The sequence below is a fragment of the Faecalitalea cylindroides ATCC 27803 genome, from assembly GCF_000469305.1.
GTDB classification, from domain to species: domain Bacteria; phylum Bacillota_I; class Bacilli_A; order Erysipelotrichales; family Erysipelotrichaceae; genus Faecalitalea; species Faecalitalea cylindroides.
Genome location: NZ_KI271041.1, coordinates 1 through 22,334, shown reverse-complemented (window position 1 = coordinate 22,334; position 22,334 = coordinate 1). Strand labels below are relative to the sequence as shown.

Here is a 22,334-nt window from a genome sequence, read left to right as displayed (position 1 = left end):
CAGAAATCAAAGTATGAACCGAAAGTACAGGAAGCAGATGTCAGTGTCAGTTCCGACACAGTCAAGGACGCTACCGCTTTCTTGGAAACATTCTTTAAGCTGTATCCGACAGCTACGGAAAAAGAACTTGCCTACTATGTCAAAAACGGTGTGCTTGCTCCTGTTTCCGGCGACTATGTATTTTCGGAACTGGTAAACCCTGTCTTTACCAAAGACGGCGATAATCTCAAGGTCAGTGTGTCTGTGAAGTATCTGGATAACAAGTCGAAAATGACGCAAATCTCACAGTATGAGCTTGTGCTTCATAAGAACGATAACTGGAAGATTGTAGAATAAATGTTACAGCAGAATAGTATGGTAATTGTTTATCCAATCTATACTATTCTGCTTACAATTAGATTGACAAAATAAGAATCCCTCTCATATAATTGGTTGCAATGGTATTGAGGAAATACAACCTTAAATGTATAATGGGAAAGTAGCATTGCAGGAATGAGGTAGGCTAATGAATAAAATATTGATTATTGAAGATGATTTAGAAATAAATGCGTTATTGGCTGATTTTCTAAAAGAAAAAGGATATGCTGTGCATTGCCAATATGATGGACTTCATGTTCTGGATTTTTTGAATAAAGAAAAAATTGATTTGATTATACTTGATATTATGCTTCCTTATCGGAGTGGTGATATTATTTTATCTGATGTACGCAAGAAATTTACGATACCTGTTATTATTATTTCAGCGAAAGAAACTACACAAAATAAAATCGACTTGCTTCGTCTGGGAGCAGACGATTATATCACAAAACCTTTTGATATGGAAGAAGTGCTTGCCAGAATTGAAAGTAATCTGCGAAGAGTACAATTTCAAAATAGCCAGACAGAATGTTTGCAATATAACAATCTGACTTTAGACCTAGAGAAAAATACAGCATTTTTGAATGGAATAGAATTATCCTTAACCGCTAAAGAATTTGGCATTTTAGAATTGTTGATGAAATATCCAGATAAAGTATTTTCAAAATCGAATCTTTTTCAAAGTGTTTGGGATACGGAATATATTGCTGAGGATAATACACTTAATGTTCATATCAGTAATTTACGCAATAAATTAAAAGCGATATGCTCTGATACAGAATTTATTGATACTGTTTGGGGCATTGGCTACCGCCTACATAAAGCTAAGGATTAAACGTTCCTTAGCTTTATTATTTTTTTAACTTTTCTCATTACGATTTAAGAAATTCTTTAAAATTGCCCGTTATACTGGTTTAAGTAAAGGAGGTTTGGGATATGAGTTCAATTATTTTAGAAGCAAAGTCTTTAACCAAAGAATATAAACAAACATTAGCATTAGACCACATAAATTTACAAATAAAAAAAGGAAAAATTTATGGATTTATTGGTCAAAACGGAGCAGGTAAGACTACTTTTTTAAGATTAGTCACAGGGCTTGCGTTTCCAACAAGTGGTACACTTTCTTTATGGGGAAATTCTGGAACAGAAGAATTGCAGAAACAGCGTAAACGAATTGGAAGTATGATTGAAACGCCTGCTCTATTCCCGTCAATGACTGCCTATCAAAATATGGAAGTACAGCGTATTCAACGAGGCATACCAGATAAATCAGTTATTAAAAGGACATTAGATATGGTTGGATTGCAAGATACAGGTAAAAAGAGTGTCCGCAATTTTTCATTAGGTATGCGTCAACGATTGGGGATAGCGATTGCACTTTTAAATACACCAGAACTATTGATTTTAGACGAGCCTATCAATGGTCTTGACCCTGCTGGAATTGTAGAAATCAGAAATTTATTGAAAATTTTGAATAAAGAATATGGTATGACCATTTTGGTTTCAAGCCATATCTTAGAAGAATTGTATCAAACAGCATCAGAATTTATTCTGATTGACCATGGAAAAATTATAGAAGAGATTTCTGATTATGAATTAAATGAACGTTGTAAACGACATATAGCTATTAAAACAACAGATGTTCAGAAAACGGTTCTGGTTTTGGAAGAGAATCTTCATACAGATAACTTTAAACTAATGCCAGATGGCATAATTCGTTTGTATGATTATTTGAATGATTTAGAGACAGTTGCGTCTGCTTTGGCAGAATCGCACATTCTTGTAACAGGACTTTCTGTATCTGGCGATACTTTGGAGGACTATTTTTTGAGCAAAATAGGAGGAACAAAAGATGTCAAATCTCCTAAAAACTGAGTTATATAAGTTGTTTCACAGTTGGTATTTTTGGGGAATTGGAATATTCAATCTCCTTTTAAGTAGCATATTGCTGTTAGATAGTAAAGAATGCTCTTCAAACTTAATTATGGCATCATTATACAATATTCCGTTACTCTATTTTTTGATTATAGTGTTTATAGCATTGTTCATTGGAAGTGATTTTAGTGGAAGAACTTTAAATACTTATATTACTGCCGGACATAAAAGAAGTTCTATATTTAGAGTAAAGTTAATTGTATCTCAAATAGGTTGTATTATCATTCTGATATTTCCATTATTTGTACATGGAATTATTAGTCAATTTTATATTGGAGAAAAACTTTTTTGGAATGATAGCACATATACTATGGTTTTACTAACTCTGTTTGCCACGATAACACTGTGTGCATTACCGATGTTTTTTGCTTTTATTTTTCGTGATATGGGGAAAACACTGACAGTTTCAATGGTTTTATTTTTTGTTATGATTTTTTTACTGAACAGTGAATCTGCACAAATAATCAGCAGAATAATACCAATGGGACAACTTAGGTTAATTTCATTGCAAAAGGTCTATTCGACAAACTTTTGCTTGTTTGTAGATTTTTTATGGAATTTTATTTTATATTTCATTGCAGGTAGTGCTTTTTTACATACAGACTTGAAATAACCGGAGGTGTTTTTTATGGATAAATTATTAAAACTGGAAAAATATCAGTTGTTACATAATTCTATTTACTGGTGTGGTATGATTGGAATATTTATTTTAGGATTTTTTACAGCAGATACTTATGTTACAGAGGTCATGGGACCGACAGAAGAAATTGTTTCTTCTCTTGCTGATATTTTTAATGGAATGGTGTATGATTCTACGTTTCTTCTTATCATCATGTCGGCTATACTTGCATTGATTTTAGGACAGGAATTTTCTAAGAGAACAATAAACTTAGAGGTCAGTGCTGGACATTCCAGAAAACAAATTTTTACAAGTAAAATAATATCGTATTTAATTGCTTTTAATCTTATGGCTCTTGTCTATCCAGTTTCAGGGTGCATAAGGGAATTTGGACGCTTTGGTGTTGCAGACGTGGGAATGTTTTTTTACAATATTATAAAAGCAATCATTTATTCTTGTCTGCTTAATAGTGCGATATTTCTAATTGCAATACTTATTTGTTGCTATTTACAGGATGCTGTAAAAGCAACTTCGGTTACAGCAATTATTATTTTTGGTCTTAGCTTATATCTTGGCTATGGAATGATGTTGAGATTACCAGTCGGTTTTTTACCTACTTATCAAATCAGAATCGTTGTCAGCATGAAAACCTTTTTTCAACCGATAGCTATTTTAGTAGGATGTATATGGTCTGGTATATTGGTATTGCTTTCGTGGATAAAATTTTGTAAATGTGATTTTAAATAGGTGGAGAAAATGTCTAACATAGAATGGATTTTAATTATCATAACAATATTTTTAGTAATACTGCTATTTCGATATATTCAATTAAAAAAACAAATCCGTAATCTTGCGGATCAAGTTAATGAATTGAATTCTGGAAATTCACAGCAGATGTTAGACATTTCGTTGATTGATAAAGATTTAGAAAGACTGGCTGGTATATTGAATCAATATAATATCAGACAACGACAGGCTGTTGCAGGCGTATTACGCAATGAAGAGTATTTAAAAGAATCTGTTGCTAATATATCACATGATTTGCGTACACCTCTTACAGTCATTCTTGGTCATTTACAATTATTGCAAAAAGAAAATTTGGAATCCAGTCAAGCACAGCGTGTAAAAGTGATTTTTAGCAAAGCCGAAAAAATGAAAGAATTGGTAGAAACATTCTATGACCTTTCTATTTTGGAGGAACAGCAGACAGTTCCAGAAAAAGAAAAGTTTAATATATCTAATATGTTAATAAATTTAATTACGGAAAATGCCGTTGCATTAGAAAAGGAGAATATTTTACCCGAAATAAATCTCCCAGATTATTCAATATACGTATATTCTGATAAAAATATGGTAGAACGAATTTTACAAAATCTGTTGACAAATGCAATTAAGTATTCTGTTGGAACGATAAAAATAACACTTATGGAGAAAGAAAATAATAATATTATATTTACCATTGAAAATCCAATGAGTGACAGTTCAGAAATTGATTGCAATCGACTTTTTGACCGTTTTTATACAGGCGATAAATCAAGACATAATGGAAGTACAGGATTGGGACTTGCGGTAGTAAAAACACTTGTTGCCATTCTTGGCGGAAATATTGTTGCAAAAGTACATGCCAATAGCCTTATTATTACTCTTGAATTATAAAGTATTGAAGATATATTCGTATGATAATTCATTGAAGAGTGGACATCAAAATGTAAAGTCAATAGTTTGTAAAGTCCAGTTACAAACTATTGGCTTTTTTTATTACTGTGTAACAAGTAAATTTACGATAAAGAAATAAGGATAGTCGGCTCTTATTTGTTGCCTGCGGAGCAGATCAACAAATAAATGTTGAAGAATCTGTATAGGAAAACAGAGAAAACAAGAAGCAAATCACTTCTTATTCTCTCTGCTGTTCAAGATACCGTCAATCGTACCTTGAATGATTTTTAATTCATTATCACTCAATAAATCAAGTGACGAATCTATCTGACGGCGGGCTGTGTTTTTCTCAACATTCTTCGCTGGATAGAAATACTCGTCAACAGATATATTGAACATTGTAACTAAATCATGGAATAACTGAAAGCTAGGGTGTTTTCCGATATTTTCAATATCTGCGATATGACGTTCTCCGTAAAAGACTTTATCGCCTAAATCATTTCTGGAAAGCCCTGCTTTCTCTCTGGCTTCTCTGATTGCCAGTCCTAAAGGACGAAAATCAAAGCTGTGTGTATCTTTCTTTTTTCTCATTTTTAATCACCTAGCATGAGTTTATACTTCATGTTGTGCGATTAGAATGTATTAAAAACTCATATTATATGCACTATAAATTCAAATAAAGTATTACCTAGTTCGGTAAATAAAAAAAACCGTTCTGTGGGTAATCTCTTTTATAATGTCCAAAAATATAGGGACGGTTTTGGTATAACCAGAGCTGTCCTTTTTCTATTTTCACAGGATTGCTCTGGTCAAGGAGCAATTTGTGATTCTAAGTAAAACAGGCAGTCTATACCAACAACCGAATTTATTCCATTTTTTTCTTAGTACATCATCAGTCCTTGAACATGAATTAAAAACTCATATATCAGATGTTTTAAAAACAGTCTATTTGTTATTGATGCAAATAGGCTGTTTTCATATTTACAAAAATTTTTTTCAATCCTGCAACAAATCACACCTTGCCGTACAGATATGGTGCGGAAAGAGGGATACATACTTTTCACTTCATAGCGAAAGGGGGGTGTGATTTTGAAACCATCAGACTTCCAAAAGACAATACAATGTCAGTTTGACTGTAAGCTCAAAAAGGTTGTGAAAGGCATTGTCCGTAACTACCGCAAGGAATTAGCCAGACGACAGACAAAGGAAGTATCCTTTTGTGAGCTTCCAGAAATTGTTGTTGAGAAATTGATTGTATGGGACGATTACGAAAGTGAATATACAACGTTCGATGTGTGCGGTACAGAAATCCGTGTACTTGATGAAGAACTTGCAGAAGCACTGAAACAGTTGCCGGAGCAAAGCCGGAACATTGTATTGATGTTTTTCTTCTTGGATATGAGCGATTCGGAGATAGGCGAAAAGCTGAATATCAACCGAAGCACATCATATAGGCACAGAAGAAATTCACTTGAAGAAATCAGAAAGCAGTTAAAGGAGAAGAAAACAAATGAAGAATAAGCAACACACACTTCCATCATTTTTTCTCATATCATCAGCCGTGGACGGTAACGAAAACGCCATAGAAAAGCTGTTGCTGTTCTATGAAGCCTATATATCAAAATGCTGTTTACGCCCGTTTTACGATGAATACGGCAACGTATACATTGTGGTTGATATGGAATTAAAGGGACGTATCAGAGAAGCCCTTTTGAAAATGATATGTGAATTTGAAATAGACGAACATTAAGTAATATTTGAGCGGAGCATGATTTAATAAACTCCCCTCTTTCCTGTTCCGCTTTTTTTTATCATTCTGTATCAGTCCATTTGTAAAAATGAATTGATACAGGCTGACAAGAGCCTAACAGTTCTTTGACAAGTGAATAAAGCAGTCAGATACGTTTGTGCTTGCAGTGAGCCATCAGAGGTTGTACGCCGTGACTTTTCCAATCGGGAGATAGCGATTCATGCAATGATCTGGGAGCGACCGTTGGAAAAGTCGTTCTGCCATGACCTGCAACACAGGATAATGATACACCCGTATGACACGGTTCAGCCCACAGGAATGGGAATGGTTGAGATACCAGCGGAGCTTGCCGAAGCCGTCTGATTGCTTGTAAAACTATCTAACAACGATTTTGCAAGAAAAAATCATCTTAATAGAGCTTTTTTGCTCATCATTTGATATACTGATAGACAAGATATTGAGATTTCCTTATCTGGTCTATGGAAAGGAGGATTATGATTACCGTAACAAAAAAAGACCTCATAGCACTAGGTTATGGAACTTCTTTCTCGGCAGACATCATAAGAAAAGCAAAAAAACTTATGATTGAAAAAGGGCATACTTATTACCAATCCCGTAAATTGGACAGAGTACCCAAAGAAGCCGTGGAAGAATTATTAGGGATTACATTATCAGACACAAACGATTGATTGTACTTCTTGCATATCATGTAAGGAGTGAAATCATGGCAAAAGACCCTATTAAGAAAGCAGATAACGGAACTTATTATTTCAGAGCTAATTTAGGCTACAATCCCATTACCGGAAAACAGATACAGAAATACCGAAGTGGATTCAGAACGAAAAAAGAAGCAAAGGAAGAATATTCAAAACTGGTGTTAGCTTCTACCGAAGAATTAACAACAAAAAAAGATGGCGTTTCTTTTCAGCAATTTATAGAAGAAACCTACCTGCCATGGTATAAAACACAGGTAAAAGAAAGCACTTATCTTAATCGTGCTACTACCATCAAGAAACATTTTTCCTATTTCTACAAAATGGAAACAGACGAAATCGAACCTATCCATGTTCAAAACTGGCAGTTGAAACTTGCAAAAGATTTTAGCCCTAATTACATTCGTATCGTACAGGGAATGCTTTCTATCGCATTTGACAGAGCTATTGTTCTTGGAATTGCGAAGAAAAATCCTTCTCGTATGATAGGCAATATCAAAAGCAAGAAAACCAAAGTTGATTTCTGGACATTAGAAGAATTTCAAAAGGTTATTTCCTTACTCTGTAAGAAAGACTATTATGAACATTATCTGTTTATATCGTTCTGGTTATTATTTATGACTGGTATGCGAATTGGCGAAGCGTCAGCATTACATTGGTCAGACATAGATTTTGAAACAGGCTTGCTTAGCATTACCAAAACATTATATTACCGAACAATGACGGACTATAAATTCGTTGAGCCGAAAACACAGGCAAGTATCCGTACTATTTATATTGATTCAGATACACTCAATGAGCTAAAGGCTTGGCAAAGTGTTCAGCAACAGGTTCTTCCCGATTGTCCACTTGTACTAAGTTATAACGGAACTCCAACCAGTAAAACAACGCTTCCCAGAGCTTTGGAAAAGTTGTCAAATTTAGCAGGTGTTCATCATATTAAAATTCATGCCTTGCGACATTCACACGCTTCATTGCTTATCAGCATGGGCGAAAATCCTTTACTTATCAAGGAACGTTTAGGACATGAAAAAATACAGACAACACTCGGCACTTATGGTCATCTGTATCCAAATACGAATCTTGAAGTTGCTAAAAAGCTGACTGGAATATTACAAGTACAATCTGCTACTGAAAGCATTGCTAATTATACCAGCAATCAACATACAGCAATCTATCACAGAGCAGTTGAAGAAAAATAATGCAATGAAAATGCAATCCTATAAAGGAAAAGCTGTAAAACCCTTGTAAACAAAGGCTTTACAGCTCAGCTTCAACTATTCAAACTCAATGGTTCCAGGAGGTTTACTTGTAAGGTCATACATTACACGGTTAACCCCACGAACCTCATTAATGATTCTTGACATTGTCTTATTTAAGACTTCGTAAGGAATTTCTGCAGCTTCTGCTGTCATGAAGTCAATTGTATTTACAGCTCTTAGCGCAATTGCGTAATCATAAGTTCTTTCATCACCCATGACACCAACTGAACGCATATTTGTAAGTGCCGCAAAGTATTGTCCAATGCTTCTATCTAAACCAGCTTTGGCAACTTCTTCACGATAGATCGCATCTGCATCTTGTACGATACGTACTTTTTCAGCTGTTACTTCACCAATGATACGAATACCCAATCCAGGTCCTGGGAATGGCTGTCTGAATACTAAGTTTTCAGGAATTCCTAATTCAAGACCTGCTTTACGAACCTCATCTTTAAATAGGTCACGTAATGGTTCGATAATTTCTTTAAAATCTACATGATCAGGAAGACCACCAACATTATGATGAGACTTGATCACAGCACTTTCTCCACCTAGACCACTCTCTACAACATCTGGATAAATCGTTCCCTGAACAAGGAAATCAACAGCTCCAATTTTCTTAGCTTCTTCTTCAAAAACACGGATAAATTCTTCACCGATGATCTTACGTTTTGCTTCTGGTTCTTCTACACCAGCAAGTTTTTTATAATATCTTTCCTGTGCATTCACACGAATGAAGTTTAGCTCATATGGTCCTTCTGGTCCGAATACAGCTTCTACTTCATCGCCTTCATCTTTTCTCAATAAACCATGATCTACAAACACACAAGTCAACTGGTTACCAATTGCTTTGGATAAAAGTACAGCCGCAACAGAGGAATCAACTCCACCACTAAGTGCACATAATACTTTACCATCTCCAACTTTTTCGCGAATTGCTTTAATCTGTTCATCCACGAATGAATCCATTCTCCAATCACCAGAACATCCACAAACACCACGAACAAAGTTATACAACATTTTTGTTCCTTCATTTGTATGTAATACTTCTGGATGGAATTGGATCGCATACAATCCAGCTTCTGTATTTTCACAAGAAGCACAAGGACAATTGTCTGTATGAGATGTAATTTCAAAACCAGGTGCAACTTTAGAAATATAGTCAAAATGAGACATCCAACAAATTGTCTTTTCAGATACACCTTCAAAAATTCTAGATTCTTTTTTATCAACGATTACTTCCGTTTTTCCATATTCACGAGCATCTGCTTTTTCAACAGTACCGCCTAGAACATGCATCATTAACTGCGCTCCATAGCACAAACCTAATACCGGAATTCCTAATTGAAACAATTCTTTTGAATATGTTGGAGCTCCTTCTTCATAACAGCTGTTAGGTCCACCTGTTAAGATGATTCCTTTCGGATTCATGGCCTTGATTTTTTCAAGGTCGGTTTTATAAGAATAAATCTCGCAATAAACATTGCACTCACGAACACGTCGTGCAACTAACTGATTATACTGCCCACCAAAATCAAGAACGATTACCAATTCTTTTTTCATGTTAGCCCTCCTAAAAGCACCTTAATTATAAAATAGCTTGTCTTTATTTACAACGAAAACCACTATAGTATTTACGCTCTTTCTAAATAATCAATTACTTCACTCAAATCATTTCGACTCTCTTGAATATACTGCTTCATTTCTTCATCTGGAGCGATCTGATCTTGAATAAAGATTGATTTCATTCCAGCCTTGTAAGCAGCTGTAATTCCATGCTTGCTATCTTCTAAAACTAAACATTCTTCAGGTTTATATCCCATTCTGTCTGCAGTAGCTAAAAAGATATCTGGTGCCGGTTTAGAAGGAAAGCCTTCTTTTCCACTCACAATTTGTTTTGGATGCAACTCAAATCCAGCATAATTGATAAACTTTAAGATATCTTCTTTTGCTGAACTGGATGCAATCGCATAATCCATTGGCTTCTTTTCTAAATATTGAATCAATTCATATAGACCTGGCATATTGGCATCACCTGGATTTTTAAAAAATTCAAAGAAAAAATTCACACGTGTTTTCTGACAATATGACATTACATCACTAATTCCAGGATATGTATTTTCAAATTCTATGATTTCCCTGGAATCACACCCGATCATTCTCTCAATCACGCTATCTGGACAATGTATATCCGCCTTATCTAAAGCTTGTCTAAATTGCTTTTTAAACATGATTTCTGTATTAAACATTAAACCATCCATATCAAAAATAACCGCTTTGATCATAGTCATCCTCCCTTATCTTTTCGCATGATTATTATAATCTAGATACTGTTTTTCTTTCTATATTAAATTATCTAAATTCAAAAAAAAGTTGATGACAAGATATGCATATAAAATGTATATCCTATCACCAACAATGTTTTAATAAAATACTTTATGATACAGCGTTTATTCTTCTTCCTTATTCAATAGATTAAACTTATCAAATAAATAGAACAACAAAGACATTAACATTGCTGTAATACACGCAAGTACCATACCTGTTAATGAAGTTGTACCAACCTGAACAACAACACCACTCAATCCTGTTACAAACACAACAGAAGTTAAGATCAAGTTAACGCTCTTACCATAATCAACTCTTTTATCAACCAAAATTCTTAATCCGCTAGTTCCAATCATTCCATATAACAAGAAACTGATTCCACCAATTACAGGATTTGGAATCGTCTGGATCAAAGCTGCAAGAGGACCAATAAATGAACAAATAATAGAAAGAATAGCTGCACCTGCAATTACTTGTACAGAATAAACACCCGTAATTGCCATAACACCAATGTTTTCACCATAAGTCGTTGTAGGAACAGAACCAATGAAACCAGATAACATCGTTGAGAAGTTGTCCGCAAACAAAGAACGATGAAGACCTGGATCTTTGATCAAATCACGACCAACAACTTCACCTGTAACAATCTGATGCCCAATATGCTCAGATGCGATAACTAAGATAACCGGCAAGATCATCAAGATCGCATTGATGTCAAATTTAGGGAATGTGAAGTTAGGAAGCGCAAAGAAACTAGCCTCCATAACTGGTGTAAAATCGATCATTCCACAAAATACAGCGGCAACATAACCACAGATAACCGCAATCAAAATAGGAATAACGCTCAAGAACTTCTTGAAACATACACTGCCAATGATCGCAACACCTAAAGTTACTCCAAACACAATTACATTGTTTGGATCTACAACTTCATCCAACAATCCAGCTGTACTTGCTGCACTGCTTGAAAGCTCCAAACCAATCAAGGCAACAACTGGCCCCATAGCAGCCGGTGGAAGAACAACATCGATCCACTTTGTACCAAATTTCTTGATCAAAGCGGCTAACAAGCATCCACAGAAACCAACTACGACAAAGCCACCAAGAGCATATTCATACCCAAACTGTGCAATTACGATATTTGCCGGAGCAATAAAGGCAAAACTACTTCCTAAATAAGCAGGAGCCTTTCCTTTCGTAATTAAAATAAACAACAAAGTTCCAATACCGTTCATCAACAAAACGATAGCTGGATTAATTCCAAACAAGAATGGAACCAATACAGAAGCCCCAAACATCGCAAACATATGCTGGATACTTAAAGGCAACATCAACTTAAAAGGAACTTTTTCTTCGACTTGTATAATTCTTTTAGCCATAATCTTCTCCTTTTCTATAAAACCCATTTATTTATACCATAATATTTGATTTTAGGGTATAATGAATTGGTATGAGTGCCCGTAGCTCAATTGGATAGAGTACTTGATTCCGATTCAAGCGGTTGCAGGTTCAAGTCCTGTCGGGTGCGCCAGTATGGCCTCTTAGTGAAATGGATATCACGAGATCCTCCTAAGATTTAATTGTAGGTTCGATTCCTACAGAGGCCGCCATTTAAATTTAAACTTTTTATAAGGTGAAAATACCAGCTCAAAAATGAGTTGGTATTTTTTCTTTATAAACTATATAAGAATTAATTCAAGAGATAAAAAAAGAGTATCCGAAGATACCCTTATTCTGCGTTGCTGGCAACAACTTTAACACGTGACCATAAATCAGCAATGATTGCACGAATATTTTCATCATATTTAAATACTTCGTCATTATCATTTCCAGAGCGAGGAATATAAGCATTGATTCCTTCATAATCTCCGCCTTCGCCACTTAATTCATCCATAACTTCTTTATTTGGAGAAGTATATCCTACATAACTTGAATTATCCATTGAAGCCTCATATGTACATACATAATCAATAAATGCATGTGCTAATTCAGGATTCTCGGCATTTTTTGGAATTACCATTGCATCTGACCAAATATTCGTACCAGTTTCAGGCATATAGAATCCCATATCTTCATTTTCTGACATTACATAAGCAGCATCCCCAGAATAAATTAAACCAAGAGCTTTTCTTCCCTGTGCCATATTATCAATAATTTCATCCGTTACGATTTCAGGTTCCATTGTTTCAACAGCTTGAACTAACCATTCATAAGCTTCTTGTAACTCCTGTTCATTTGTCGTATTCATAGAATACCCCAATGCTTTTAAAGCCATCATGAAAGAATCACGTTCAGAATCATATAGATAGATATCCCCTTTATACTTTGTGTCTAAAAAGATATTGTATCCTTCTTTTTCAAGATCTTCTTCGCTCACTTTATTCTTATCATATACTATTCCTACAGTTCCCCAAAAATAAGGAATAGAATACTCATTTTCAGGGTCATAATCTAATCCCATTACATCTTCAGAAAGTAAATCCAGATTATTCAATTTTTCTTTATCAAGCGGCTGTAGTAAATCTTCCTTTATCAATCTTTCAATCATATAATCACTAGGGACCAAAACATCAAAAGATTCTCCATTGGCAACCTTGATATACATTTGTTCATTTGACTCAAAATAATCTACATTTACTGTTGCCCCTGTTTGATCTTCAAAATCGGAAATAAGGTTTTCTCCCATATATTCACCCCAATTATAGAGATGAAGTTCCTGACCCTCAAATTCACGTTCTTGTGTGTTTGAACCGCATCCGGCAAGTGTCAATGCTAATGCACCGATCAATGTACTAGTTAATAATTTTTTCATGTTTCTTTTCCTTTCTCTCCCTAATTATAGGTATAACATTGATAATCACCAGGACTATCGTTATCAATACTACAACAAGTGTAGATATTGCATTAATACTTGGATTTATGCGCTTGCTCATAGTATAGACCATGATACTTAGATTCTTAACGCCTCCTCCGGTTACAAAATACGAAATGATAAAATCATCAAATGACATCGTAAAGGCAATCAAAGCTCCCGAAAAGATGCCCGGCATAATTTGCGGTACCAAAACCTTGGTCAATGCCTGCCATGGTGTAGCACCAAGGTCCATCGCTGCATCTGCTAAATTTGGATCTAAAGAGCGAATTTTAGGCATTATGCTTAAAATAACATATGGTGTACAAAAAGCAATATGTGCCAATAACATTGTCATAAATCCTCGCTCTATATGAAATGTAATGAACAATAACATAAATCCAATTGCAGTAACAATTTCCGGATTCATAATTGGAAAATCATTTAACTGTAAAACAAAGCTCTTTAAAAATTTTCGACTTTTTGATAATCCGATTGCGCTTATAGTACCTAATAAAGTAGCAACAAGCGTCGCAATTAAAGCTATAGTTATTGTGGTATAAAGCGATTCCATCATATCTCGGTTTTTGAACATATGTTCATACCATGTCAAACTAAAGCCTTCAAAATTTGTTAATGATCTTCCCGAATTAAACGAAAATACGATCATATATAAAATTGGTATATAGAAAAACAATAAGGAAAGAATCATCAGCGCTTTACCAAAAATACGTTTTTCTTTTTTCATGACGACTTCCTCCCACCGCTATTATGCTCATCAACACGACGAATCAAATACATGCAAAGCATCATAATAACAGCCATGATCATAGAAATTGCAGAACCAAAATTCCATTCACCTACTGTAATAAACTGATTTTCTATCACATTACCAATCAAGAAGAACTGTCCTCCTCCCAATAACTTAGGAATGAAGAAAGAACTGACTGCCGGTAAGAATACCAAGGCAATTCCACTGATAACACCGGATAAAGACAGAGGGAAAACCACGCGCAAGAATGTCTGAACCTTATTGGCACCTAGATCTGCACTAGCTTCCAGTAAGGAATGATCCATTTTACATAACGAGGTATTAATTTGCAATATCATAAAAGGAATAAAGTTATAAACCATTCCTAACAACACTGCCCCCTCAGTATACAGCAAGTCTGTATCTTGTAATCCAAACAAAGTTTGAATGATACCACCTTCGGATAACAATCCGATCCAAGAATACGTACGTACCAACATATTGATCCATGTCGGTAATGTCACTGCCAATACTAATGTATTTCGAACTCGATCAGGACTGCGAGCAATAAAATAAGCTATTGGATACCCTAATAATACACAAATTATGGTCGTTTTAAAGGCTATTACCAAAGAACGCCATAAAATCATCAAAAAATCATGGTCGGTAAAAAAACGAATGTAGTTATTTAAAGTGAACGTAAAATTTACAATCTCATTACCTTGTGTTGTCAAAGAGTAAAATAAAATCAAAAGCATCGGTAATAAGATCATTAATACAACCCATACTACATACGGAAATGCTAGCTGACTAAATTTTTTCATTAGAATTCCATCTTCTCCATTACATGAATATCCTCAGGGAAGAAAGATAATCCGACCTCTTTACCTTCTTCTACATAATCAGTTGTATGGATCTTAAATTCTCGTCCTGTTGTCCAGAATGTAACCTTATAGATACCTTCTGTTATTTTTTCTGGATCGAAATCATAATCTACACTTAAATCTACACCTTCATCTTCATTATTCAATTTCCATCCTTGTGCATTTGCCCAAGTTTTTAAATCAGTATCTAAAGCATGAGATTCCATAATTTCATCTTTAGATTTGAAGAAGTTAAAAGCACTAACAGCTTCATTTGCTTTTTTATTTTCAACAACTCTTTGATCTACCACCCAGATTTTACGAATGATTTGAAGTCCTGAATTAGTTGAAAACTTAACATTATATTCACCTATTTCTTCTTTTAAATCTGTTTCTACCTTGATTGATAAATATTCATCTGTTTCCGGATTCCATGCCTGCGCATCTGCTCGGGCGACAATTTCTTTATCATCGATGTCTTTCATATCTTCCAAATCTAGATAAAAATCATTTGCACTGATTGCTTCTTTTCTATCATCACTCAAAATATTCTGATTATTTCTTACATGCATGTTAACCGTAACATGAGTGCCCGGAACCGTTTCGACCATAACTTCATAGTGAACCCCTTTAAACAATACACTTTCAACAGTTCCTGTCATTTTCCCTTGATCTACAGGTACAATATCAATGTCTTCTGGTCGAATTACCACATCTACAGGCTCATTTTCTTTAAAACCTACATCTACACAATCAAAAGCAATATCATCAAAACACACTTTCTTGTCTTCTAACATTCGTCCTGAAACAATATTGCTTTCTCCTATAAAGTTTGCTACATAACGATTGACAGGTTCATTATAAATATCCTGCGGAGTTCCAGCTTGTTGTATTTCGCCATCTTTCATAACAACAATTTTATCCGACATTGTTAATGCTTCCTCTTGATCATGCGTAACATAAATAAAAGTAATTCCTACTTCCTGTTGGATACGTTTTAGTTCATACTGCATTTCTTTACGTAGTTTAAGATCCAACGCTCCCAATGGTTCATCCAGCAACAATACTGAAGGCTCGTTTACCAAAGCTCTAGCTATCGCGACACGTTGCTGCTGACCTCCCGAGAGAACCGTTACATTTTTCTTTTCATATCCCTCTAAATTAATTAATTTCAACATCTTCATTACTTTTTGTTCAATAATGTCTTTATTCATTTTTTTTATTTTTAACCCAAATGCAATATTATCATATACATTCATATGAGGAAATAATGCGTATTTTTGGAAAACTGTATTCAATTCTCTTTTATGAGGAGGTAGCTTTAAGATATCTTGTCCGTCAAAAATTACATGTCCTTCTGTTGGTTCGATAAAACCACCTAATATTCTTAATAAAGTCGTTTTTCCACAACCACTAGGTCCTAACAATGTAACAAATTCATTTTCATAAATATCTAGATCGATGCCCTTTAAAACGATCTGTCCATCAAAATCTTTAACGATATTCTTAAACTGAATAATTTTCTTTTTTTCCATCTCCATAATCGTGTCCCTTTCTAACGTCTAAAATCTTGGTGGTGTTGAAACCCATAATACCTTAGCTGGTGTATTGGATGGATTGTACAAATAGTGTGAATTCCTTCCTGAAATATAGAATGTTTCCTTAGCTTTGACCTTATAGCGCTTTTTGCCCATAACAAGTTCGATCTTTCCTTTTAAGACATAGCCAAACTCTTCGCCTTCATGGCTTTTTATCGTTCGCGATTTTTTTAGCGGATTTATCGTCAACAAAATGGGTTCCATCGCATTTTTTTGTGCATTGGGAATGATCCATTCGATCGTATGATCTTCGCCTTCATCAATAAAGAAATCTCCTTGATGAAACACAATCTGTTCTTCCGGTTCTGCAGCAAAAAATTCCGATAGATTTGTGCCTAAAGCCTCTAGGATATCTTCCAAAGTTGAAATACTTGGGCTCGTTAGATCTCTTTCTAACTGTGACAAAAAACCTTTGGTCAATTCAGACCTTGACGCCAATTCTTCCAGTGTTAGATCATTGGCAATTCTCAACGCTTTAATCTTTGCTCCTATCTGCACGGCATCCCCTCCCTCATTTGTTTACTTTTACTAAACTTTAAATTTATTTAAGAAAACACAAGACAATTATACATAAAACGCATCAAGATGCAATACACAATTATAAAAACATTAAAAAATTTTACACTTAGCGCCATATATGTTATATTTTTGAACGTGTAAAGGAGATAATAAACATGATAAAATCGATTCTTCAAGGCATGGTTGTCGGCATTGCAAACATCATTCCTGGTGTCAGCGGTGGAACCATGATGGTCGCAATGGGTTTATATGATAAGTTAATTCATTCCATCACTCACATTAAATCTGAATTGAAAGAAAGCTTAAAGCTTTTATTCCCTATCTTTTTAGGAGCTGGATTAGCAATCGTAATTCTTTCAAGATTGTTTGAATATCTATTAGAAGTACATCCAATTCCAACAAATTTTGCCTTTTGTGGTTTAATTGCCGGAAGCCTGCCTTTCATACTAAAGAAAGTAAAAGGATCAAATCCTACAAAAGCTTCCAATATGATTCCTTTGATCATATTCTTCGCAATCGTTGTATTAATGGCAGTAATGGGAGAAGCTAAAGGTGTCGCATCGACGATTGATCTTAACTTCATTGAAATTGTAAAACTATTAGTTGTTGGTATCATTGCAGCTGCAACCATGGTCATCCCTGGTGTCAGTGGAAGCATGATGTTAATGTTGTTAGGTTATTATGAAACGATCTTAGCTTATATCAACCGCACTGTAGATGCTTTGACATCGTTCAATATAGGCGATTTAATGAGTTGTATTCTAGTGCTGCTGCCTTTTGGTATTGGAGTGATCCTAGGTATCTTCTTAATTGCCAAATTAATTGAGTGGATCTTCTCTAAATGGGAAACACAAGCTTATTACGCTATTATCGGATTGATCGTTGCAAGTCCGATCGCTATTCTATTAAAAACAAATTGGGCTAGTATCTCTTTAATTACAATTCTTATTAGTATTGTAACATTTGTATTAGGTTGGGTCGTTGCAAGTAAACTTGGTGGAGAGTAAATTCTCCACTTTTTTTATTAAGATTTGATTTGTGATTTCTATGCATAAAAAAACAGGAACATCATCTTCCTGCTTTCTGTATCCATTCTTTTGTCTTCATTAAATCTTTAGGAAAGTTTTTAAAATCTTTTAACTTCCATGTCCAATTCAATTCATCTTCCTCATTAGGTTTATTTAATCTTGCCTCTTCTTTATAACCACATATATCCCATATAGGCAGAATACATATATCAGCTGCAGAATCTAAGGCAAAGTGACAAATCATATCATTGAAATTACGTTCTGTATAACCCTGTTTTTTCAAAAAACGCCTCAAGCTTATACGATGATTATTATCATATCCATAATAAGCCTGATTGATGGTTTCATGATTTTGCGTACTTGTATACAGCACTGAATCTTTTCTTACGCTCTTTTTAAGCTCCTTTACTTTCATCCTGTCTAAAAGTACATCTACATTTGTCATTCCAAGTTCAAAATCATCACATATCTTCTCCAATCCTTCAACAATTAAATGAAAACCTGGAAATTCATGTTTGATCATGATCAATAATGAGTGAATCAAATCTTTGAATTCTTCATAATCTACCATTTCATCAATTTTTAAATAATCATTGATAATCGTATAATAATCGATCTTGGCTACATCAAAACACCGACTAAGCCAACGAATTCGTTTTTTCCAAAAACTAAAGCCATCAATCAATTGCCTTTTAAAATCATGTATTGGCATATGATATGTACAATTGTTGAGCGCCTTAGGATTACCGTTTTCATCTAAAAGAAAATCAAAACGATTGGTCCATACATCCGCACTGTCATAATTCACAAATGCTACATCCGAGATTAGAGTAATTTCTCTGGCATGTGCATACATTACGATATCATCAAATTGTTTATAAAATATAAACTGTAGAAACTTGGTATAGAAAAGTTCATCTTCATATTCAGAGAGATCCACTTCTTTATATAATGGATAATTGCGATATTCTTCATCCCATTCAATCCAAGGCCTTTCACTATTCAATGATCTAAACAGCTGATAAACTGCCCAATCTTCCAACCAGAAAGCTGTCTTTTCAAAGTATTCAAAGTCTTCTTTAAATGAGTCATAGTTTTTCTTAAATGCTTTAAAAGCTCGTCTAAAGTATTCGTTCTTAAATACTCTAACCGTTTCATAATCCACTCTATCTTTAAATTTATTACAATTCGTTATCGAGCTTTGCGTCAATAATCCCATCTCACAAAGTCTATCTAAATTAATATAAATTGGATCACCGGCAAAACTAGAGAGCGCATGGTAGGGAGAATGGGATCTTCCTTTTGCCTGTAAAGGCAATATCTGCCAAACATGATAACCTGAATCCGCAATACAATCGATCATTCTTACCGTTTTTTGTCCTAAATCTCCTATCCCCTGATTCGCTGGAACTGAAAACATAGGGCATAACACACCCGCGCATCTTTCCATATTTTTTAACCCTTTATGTAACCCCTTTCACTTTACTTGGATTTTAGCACATATGGACCTATTTGGGTATATAAAATTAAAAAATATACGATTTATTCTATAACATATATAGTACTTCTTTATTAAATATCAAAGATATTTAAACTAATTCAAGCCATTATTTTTATTTATTCATAACCTAGATGTCATTGAAACATCAATTAAATTTTCATTAAAAAAAGATCCCTAAGGATCTTTTAATTATTTCATCATGTCTTCAATTAAATCGTATGTTTTAACTGGATCTTCACTCTTAGTGATAGAACGTCCTACAACGATATAGTCACAACCTTGTTCATTAGCATAATCTGGTGTCGCAACACGTTTTTGATCATCTTTTGAATCAGATGCCAAACGAATACCCGGAGTGACTGTTAAGAAATCATCTCCACATGCTTCATGGATTGCCTTTGCCTCATGAACAGAACATACAACACCATCTAAACCAGCTGCTTTAGCATTCTTAGCGTATTTGATAACACTATCCATTACTTCGCCTGGAATTCCCAATTCCTCATTCATCATTTCTTTAGATGTAGATGTTAACTGGGTTACCCCAATGCACAATGGACGTTTGTTTCCATTTGCACCAATTTCAAGACCTTCAACAGCTGCCTTCATCATCGCAATTCCACCAGCACAATGAACATTCACGATATCAACGCCCAAATTCGCAAGGTTTTTCATTCCACCTTTTACTGTATTTGGAATATCATGCAATTTTAGATCCAAGAAAATGTGATGTCCCATTGCCTTTACAGTCTGAATGATATCCAACCCGCAGGCATATGTTAATTCCATACCGATTTTTACATAAATTGGCTTGTCAAATTTATTTAAGAAGTTCACTACTTCTTCTTTGCTGGAAAAATCCAGCGCTACGATTGTACGTGACATTATTTAAAACTCCTTCCTACAGCTTCACTAACACTATTATATCCATATTTCTTTAATACTTTTGGTAAATCTTCAATAATTTTAGGGCAAACATATGGATCCACAAAATTCTGAGCTCCAACTTCGACTGCACTAGCTCCTGCATTCAAGAATTCAAGTACATCTTCAGCACTAGTGATACCACCAACACCAATGATTGGAATATTAACAGCCTGTGCTACTTGATAAACCATACGAATCGCAACTGGCTTAATGGCTGGTCCAGAAAGTCCCCCTGTAATATTGGCAAGTAATGGTTTTCCTGTTTTTAGGTCAATACGCATTCCCATCAAAGTGTTGATCAAGACCAAACCATCCGCTCCAGCTTCTTCTACTGCCTTGGCAATCTCAACAATATCTGTAACATTTGGTGAAAGTTTTACATATACCGGTTTCTTAGCTGCAGCTTTGGCAAGTTTTGTCACGTGAGCTGCAAGTTCCGGTTTTGTACCTAAGCCAATACCCCCATGTTTAACATTTGGACAGGAAATATTTAACTCATAAGCTTTGATCACTTCACTATCATTTAAAGCTTCAATAACTTTAACATAGTCTTCTTCTGTTGCACCTGCTACATTGGCAATAATTTCAGTATCAAATTGTGCTAAAAATGGCAATTCTTTCTCTTTGATTACTTCAACACCTTTATTCTGTAATCCAATCGCATTTAACATACCACTTGGTGTTTCGGCAATTCGTGGTGTTGGATTTCCAAAGCGCTCCTGTGGTGTTGCACTTTTGATCGCAATTCCACCTAAAAGGCTAAGATCATATAATTCTGCATATTCACGACCGAACCCAAAACATCCACTGGCAGGAATGATAGGATTTTTTAAATTTAAACCAGGTAATTTAACTGAAATATCCATCATAGTGCCACCTTTCCAACTTCAAAGACAGGACCATCTTTACATACACGTAAAGAATTTCCTTCTTTATCTTTTACTACACATCCCATACATGCACCTAAACCACAGGCCATACGCGCTTCTAAAGAAATATATCCTTTTGTATATGTAGCATCCAATGCCTTCAACATCATCAATGGTCCACAGGCACTGATGAAATCCGTATCGATATTTTTAGCCTGGATCGCATCAAGAACTGTACCTTTTGTACCAACGCTTCCATCCATTGTCGCAATCTCTACATTACATCCAAGCTGTTCAAATTCTTCTTTATAGAAAATAGATTCTTCGTCATTAAAACCAAGTACAACATCTACTTTTGATCCTTTTAGACGATATTGTTTGGCTGTTTCATATAGAGGCGGTACACCTACACCACCTCCAACTAGAAGAACTTTATCCTGGTCTTCAATCGGGAAGCCATTTCCCAATGGCCCAAAGATATCTAATAGATCATTAGATGTCAGCTCTGTCATTTTTTCAGTACCCTGCCCTAAGATCTTATAAATAATGATAAGGCTCTCATCTTTTATTTCACAAATTGAAATTGGTCTACGAAGATAAAATCCTGGAACACTAATTTCAATAAATTGACCAGGTCTTGCCTCTTTGGCAAGATTTGTCTTTATTTCCATACGCCAAATATCTTTGGCAATTTCTGTATTCGATAAAATAACTGCGTTTTCCTGCATATTATTATTTCCCCATTTCATTCATACTGATCGCAGAGAAGCTCAGAGATTCCAGTCCCTTTAATAACATCGTGCCGCC

Annotated in this window: 24 protein-coding genes and 2 tRNA genes; 13 read left to right on the top strand and 13 right to left on the bottom strand. The window is 34.8% G+C overall.

Annotated features, from left to right (window positions below; all coding sequences use genetic code 11):
* From HMPREF0367_RS08385 to HMPREF0367_RS08360, 6 genes are all read left to right on the top strand, one after another.
* On the top strand, nt 1-336 hold a 336-nt coding region (locus tag HMPREF0367_RS08385), incomplete at its 5' end, for a conjugal transfer protein (RefSeq protein WP_035403280.1).
* Between the two features lie 169 nt (nt 337-505).
* Entirely contained in the window at nt 506-1,192 is a 687-nt protein-coding gene (locus tag HMPREF0367_RS08380) for a response regulator transcription factor (protein WP_005342931.1), read from the top strand.
* A 101-nt stretch (nt 1,193-1,293) separates the two neighbouring features.
* The gene (locus HMPREF0367_RS08375; protein WP_035403278.1) at nt 1,294-2,232 is read left to right on the top strand and encodes an ABC transporter ATP-binding protein; all 939 of its coding nucleotides are present in this window, start codon (nt 1,294-1,296) and stop codon (nt 2,230-2,232) included.
* On the top strand, nt 2,210-2,905 hold the full coding sequence (locus tag HMPREF0367_RS08370; RefSeq protein ID WP_035403275.1) for an ABC transporter permease: 696 nt from the start codon (nt 2,210-2,212) through the stop codon (nt 2,903-2,905). The genes HMPREF0367_RS08375 and HMPREF0367_RS08370 overlap by 23 nt, the downstream gene beginning before the upstream one ends.
* Nucleotides 2,906-2,920: 15 nt before the next feature.
* A complete protein-coding gene (locus tag HMPREF0367_RS08365) occupies nt 2,921-3,658 on the top strand; it encodes an ABC transporter permease (protein WP_035403273.1) in 738 nt (245 codons plus the stop codon).
* A 9-nt stretch (nt 3,659-3,667) separates the two neighbouring features.
* Entirely contained in the window at nt 3,668-4,567 is a 900-nt protein-coding gene (locus HMPREF0367_RS08360) for a sensor histidine kinase (protein ID WP_035403270.1), read from the top strand.
* A gap of 231 nt (nt 4,568-4,798) precedes the next feature.
* Here the strand turns inward: HMPREF0367_RS08360 and HMPREF0367_RS08355 are convergent, their stop codons facing one another.
* Nucleotides 4,799-5,158, bottom strand: a complete 360-nt coding sequence (locus HMPREF0367_RS08355; protein ID WP_005342894.1) for a helix-turn-helix transcriptional regulator — start codon at nt 5,156-5,158, stop codon at nt 4,799-4,801.
* 498 nt (nt 5,159-5,656) lie between these two features.
* On the opposite strand from HMPREF0367_RS08355, the gene HMPREF0367_RS08350 reads away from it, so the two are divergent.
* The 4 genes from HMPREF0367_RS08350 to HMPREF0367_RS08335 all read left to right on the top strand — a co-directional run bounded on the left by HMPREF0367_RS08350 (nt 5,657) and on the right by HMPREF0367_RS08335 (nt 8,232).
* Nucleotides 5,657-6,088, top strand: a complete 432-nt coding sequence (locus tag HMPREF0367_RS08350; protein ID WP_035403265.1) for an RNA polymerase sigma factor — start codon at nt 5,657-5,659, stop codon at nt 6,086-6,088.
* Nucleotides 6,078-6,317, top strand: coding sequence for a helix-turn-helix domain-containing protein (locus HMPREF0367_RS08345; RefSeq protein WP_005423216.1), 240 nt, complete (start codon nt 6,078-6,080; stop codon nt 6,315-6,317). Before HMPREF0367_RS08350 ends, HMPREF0367_RS08345 begins: the two co-directional genes overlap by 11 nt.
* 494 nt (nt 6,318-6,811) lie before the next feature.
* The gene (locus HMPREF0367_RS08340; RefSeq protein ID WP_009265203.1) at nt 6,812-7,006 is read left to right on the top strand and encodes a DUF3173 domain-containing protein; all 195 of its coding nucleotides are present in this window, start codon (nt 6,812-6,814) and stop codon (nt 7,004-7,006) included.
* A gap of 35 nt (nt 7,007-7,041) precedes the next feature.
* Entirely contained in the window at nt 7,042-8,232 is a 1,191-nt protein-coding gene (locus HMPREF0367_RS08335; RefSeq protein ID WP_035403259.1) for a site-specific integrase, read from the top strand.
* Nucleotides 8,233-8,307: 75 nt separating this feature from the next.
* On the opposite strand, the gene guaA is transcribed toward HMPREF0367_RS08335, so the two are convergent.
* The 3 genes from guaA to uraA form a co-directional block, all read right to left on the bottom strand.
* Complete coding sequence (guaA, locus tag HMPREF0367_RS08330) at nt 8,308-9,855, bottom strand: glutamine-hydrolyzing GMP synthase (RefSeq protein ID WP_035403257.1); 1,548 nt, start codon at nt 9,853-9,855, stop codon at nt 8,308-8,310.
* 71 nt (nt 9,856-9,926) lie between these two features.
* Nucleotides 9,927-10,577, bottom strand: coding sequence for an HAD family hydrolase (locus tag HMPREF0367_RS10115; RefSeq protein WP_051335231.1), 651 nt, complete (start codon nt 10,575-10,577; stop codon nt 9,927-9,929).
* 165 nt (nt 10,578-10,742) lie between these two features.
* Nucleotides 10,743-11,999, bottom strand: a complete 1,257-nt coding sequence (gene uraA / locus HMPREF0367_RS08320) for a uracil permease (protein WP_015536473.1) — start codon at nt 11,997-11,999, stop codon at nt 10,743-10,745.
* Nucleotides 12,000-12,074: 75 nt separating this feature from the next.
* Here uraA and HMPREF0367_RS08315 point away from each other — a divergent pair.
* Nucleotides 12,075-12,151: transfer RNA gene (locus HMPREF0367_RS08315), tRNA-Arg, on the top strand.
* Nucleotides 12,152-12,155: 4 nt separating this feature from the next.
* Nucleotides 12,156-12,230: transfer RNA gene (locus tag HMPREF0367_RS08310), tRNA-Arg, on the top strand.
* A 119-nt stretch (nt 12,231-12,349) separates the two neighbouring features.
* Here HMPREF0367_RS08310 and HMPREF0367_RS10770 read toward each other — a convergent pair.
* The 5 genes from HMPREF0367_RS10770 to HMPREF0367_RS08285 are packed head-to-tail and all read right to left on the bottom strand — an operon-like array spanning nt 12,350 to nt 17,181.
* On the bottom strand, nt 12,350-13,432 hold the full coding sequence (locus HMPREF0367_RS10770) for an extracellular solute-binding protein (RefSeq protein WP_015536474.1): 1,083 nt from the start codon (nt 13,430-13,432) through the stop codon (nt 12,350-12,352).
* Complete coding sequence (locus HMPREF0367_RS10765) at nt 13,413-14,219, bottom strand: ABC transporter permease (RefSeq protein WP_015536475.1); 807 nt, start codon at nt 14,217-14,219, stop codon at nt 13,413-13,415. The genes HMPREF0367_RS10770 and HMPREF0367_RS10765 overlap by 20 nt, the downstream gene beginning before the upstream one ends.
* Nucleotides 14,216-15,046, bottom strand: coding sequence for an ABC transporter permease (locus tag HMPREF0367_RS08295; RefSeq protein WP_035403254.1), 831 nt, complete (start codon nt 15,044-15,046; stop codon nt 14,216-14,218). Before HMPREF0367_RS08295 ends, HMPREF0367_RS10765 begins: the two co-directional genes overlap by 4 nt.
* Nucleotides 15,046-16,620: an ABC transporter ATP-binding protein gene (locus HMPREF0367_RS08290; protein WP_035403283.1), complete on the bottom strand. Its 1,575-nt coding sequence runs from the start codon at nt 16,618-16,620 to the stop codon at nt 15,046-15,048. Before HMPREF0367_RS08290 ends, HMPREF0367_RS08295 begins: the two co-directional genes overlap by 1 nt.
* A gap of 27 nt (nt 16,621-16,647) precedes the next feature.
* Nucleotides 16,648-17,181 carry a helix-turn-helix domain-containing protein gene (locus HMPREF0367_RS08285; protein ID WP_022356655.1) on the bottom strand — a complete coding sequence of 178 codons (534 nt, stop codon included), beginning with the start codon at nt 17,179-17,181 and terminating at the stop codon, nt 16,648-16,650.
* 176 nt (nt 17,182-17,357) lie between these two features.
* Between HMPREF0367_RS08285 and HMPREF0367_RS08280 the strand changes: the two genes are divergently transcribed.
* On the top strand, nt 17,358-18,209 hold the full coding sequence (locus HMPREF0367_RS08280; protein ID WP_035403251.1) for a DUF368 domain-containing protein: 852 nt from the start codon (nt 17,358-17,360) through the stop codon (nt 18,207-18,209).
* A 61-nt stretch (nt 18,210-18,270) separates the two neighbouring features.
* Here the strand turns inward: HMPREF0367_RS08280 and HMPREF0367_RS08275 are convergent, their stop codons facing one another.
* The 4 genes from HMPREF0367_RS08275 to HMPREF0367_RS08260 all read right to left on the bottom strand — a co-directional run bounded on the left by HMPREF0367_RS08275 (nt 18,271) and on the right by HMPREF0367_RS08260 (nt 22,255).
* Nucleotides 18,271-19,650, bottom strand: a complete 1,380-nt coding sequence (locus tag HMPREF0367_RS08275; protein WP_248660679.1) for a 4-alpha-glucanotransferase — start codon at nt 19,648-19,650, stop codon at nt 18,271-18,273.
* Nucleotides 19,651-19,920: 270 nt separating this feature from the next.
* Nucleotides 19,921-20,616, bottom strand: coding sequence for an orotidine-5'-phosphate decarboxylase (gene pyrF / locus HMPREF0367_RS08270; protein WP_015536480.1), 696 nt, complete (start codon nt 20,614-20,616; stop codon nt 19,921-19,923).
* On the bottom strand, nt 20,616-21,524 hold the full coding sequence (locus HMPREF0367_RS08265; protein ID WP_015536481.1) for a dihydroorotate dehydrogenase: 909 nt from the start codon (nt 21,522-21,524) through the stop codon (nt 20,616-20,618). Before HMPREF0367_RS08265 ends, pyrF begins: the two co-directional genes overlap by 1 nt.
* Nucleotides 21,524-22,255 (bottom strand): dihydroorotate dehydrogenase electron transfer subunit, encoded by a 732-nt coding sequence (locus HMPREF0367_RS08260; protein ID WP_035403247.1) that lies wholly within the window; start codon nt 22,253-22,255, stop codon nt 21,524-21,526. The genes HMPREF0367_RS08265 and HMPREF0367_RS08260 overlap by 1 nt, the downstream gene beginning before the upstream one ends.
* Nucleotides 22,256-22,334 lie beyond the last annotated feature (79 nt).

What these genes read in the sequence shown, in the direction of transcription:
- HMPREF0367_RS08365 (WP_035403273.1), top strand. Translation starts at nt 2,921, where the DNA reads ATGGATAAATTATTAAAACTGGAAAAATATCAGTTGTTACATAATTCT.
- HMPREF0367_RS10770 (WP_015536474.1), bottom strand. Translation starts at nt 13,432, where the DNA reads ATGAAAAAATTATTAACTAGTACATTGATCGGTGCATTAGCATTGACA.
- HMPREF0367_RS08295 (WP_035403254.1), bottom strand. Translation starts at nt 15,046, where the DNA reads ATGAAAAAATTTAGTCAGCTAGCATTTCCGTATGTAGTATGGGTTGTA.
- HMPREF0367_RS08290 (WP_035403283.1), bottom strand. Translation starts at nt 16,620, where the DNA reads ATGGAAAAAAAGAAAATTATTCAGTTTAAGAATATCGTTAAAGATTTT.
- HMPREF0367_RS08355 (WP_005342894.1), bottom strand. Translation starts at nt 5,158, where the DNA reads ATGAGAAAAAAGAAAGATACACACAGCTTTGATTTTCGTCCTTTAGGA.
- HMPREF0367_RS08360 (WP_035403270.1), top strand. Translation starts at nt 3,668, where the DNA reads ATGTCTAACATAGAATGGATTTTAATTATCATAACAATATTTTTAGTA.
- pyrF (WP_015536480.1), bottom strand. Translation starts at nt 20,616, where the DNA reads ATGTCACGTACAATCGTAGCGCTGGATTTTTCCAGCAAAGAAGAAGTA.
- guaA (WP_035403257.1), bottom strand. Translation starts at nt 9,855, where the DNA reads ATGAAAAAAGAATTGGTAATCGTTCTTGATTTTGGTGGGCAGTATAAT.
- HMPREF0367_RS10765 (WP_015536475.1), bottom strand. Translation starts at nt 14,219, where the DNA reads ATGAAAAAAGAAAAACGTATTTTTGGTAAAGCGCTGATGATTCTTTCC.
- HMPREF0367_RS08260 (WP_035403247.1), bottom strand. Translation starts at nt 22,255, where the DNA reads ATGCAGGAAAACGCAGTTATTTTATCGAATACAGAAATTGCCAAAGAT.
- HMPREF0367_RS10115 (WP_051335231.1), bottom strand. Translation starts at nt 10,577, where the DNA reads ATGATCAAAGCGGTTATTTTTGATATGGATGGTTTAATGTTTAATACA.
- HMPREF0367_RS08265 (WP_015536481.1), bottom strand. Translation starts at nt 21,524, where the DNA reads ATGGATATTTCAGTTAAATTACCTGGTTTAAATTTAAAAAATCCTATC.
- uraA (WP_015536473.1), bottom strand. Translation starts at nt 11,999, where the DNA reads ATGGCTAAAAGAATTATACAAGTCGAAGAAAAAGTTCCTTTTAAGTTG.
- HMPREF0367_RS08340 (WP_009265203.1), top strand. Translation starts at nt 6,812, where the DNA reads ATGATTACCGTAACAAAAAAAGACCTCATAGCACTAGGTTATGGAACT.
- HMPREF0367_RS08370 (WP_035403275.1), top strand. Translation starts at nt 2,210, where the DNA reads ATGTCAAATCTCCTAAAAACTGAGTTATATAAGTTGTTTCACAGTTGG.
- HMPREF0367_RS08380 (WP_005342931.1), top strand. Translation starts at nt 506, where the DNA reads ATGAATAAAATATTGATTATTGAAGATGATTTAGAAATAAATGCGTTA.
- HMPREF0367_RS08275 (WP_248660679.1), bottom strand. Translation starts at nt 19,650, where the DNA reads ATGTTTTCAGTTCCAGCGAATCAGGGGATAGGAGATTTAGGACAAAAA.
- HMPREF0367_RS08335 (WP_035403259.1), top strand. Translation starts at nt 7,042, where the DNA reads ATGGCAAAAGACCCTATTAAGAAAGCAGATAACGGAACTTATTATTTC.
- HMPREF0367_RS08375 (WP_035403278.1), top strand. Translation starts at nt 1,294, where the DNA reads ATGAGTTCAATTATTTTAGAAGCAAAGTCTTTAACCAAAGAATATAAA.
- HMPREF0367_RS08280 (WP_035403251.1), top strand. Translation starts at nt 17,358, where the DNA reads ATGATAAAATCGATTCTTCAAGGCATGGTTGTCGGCATTGCAAACATC.
- HMPREF0367_RS08345 (WP_005423216.1), top strand. Translation starts at nt 6,078, where the DNA reads ATGAAGAATAAGCAACACACACTTCCATCATTTTTTCTCATATCATCA.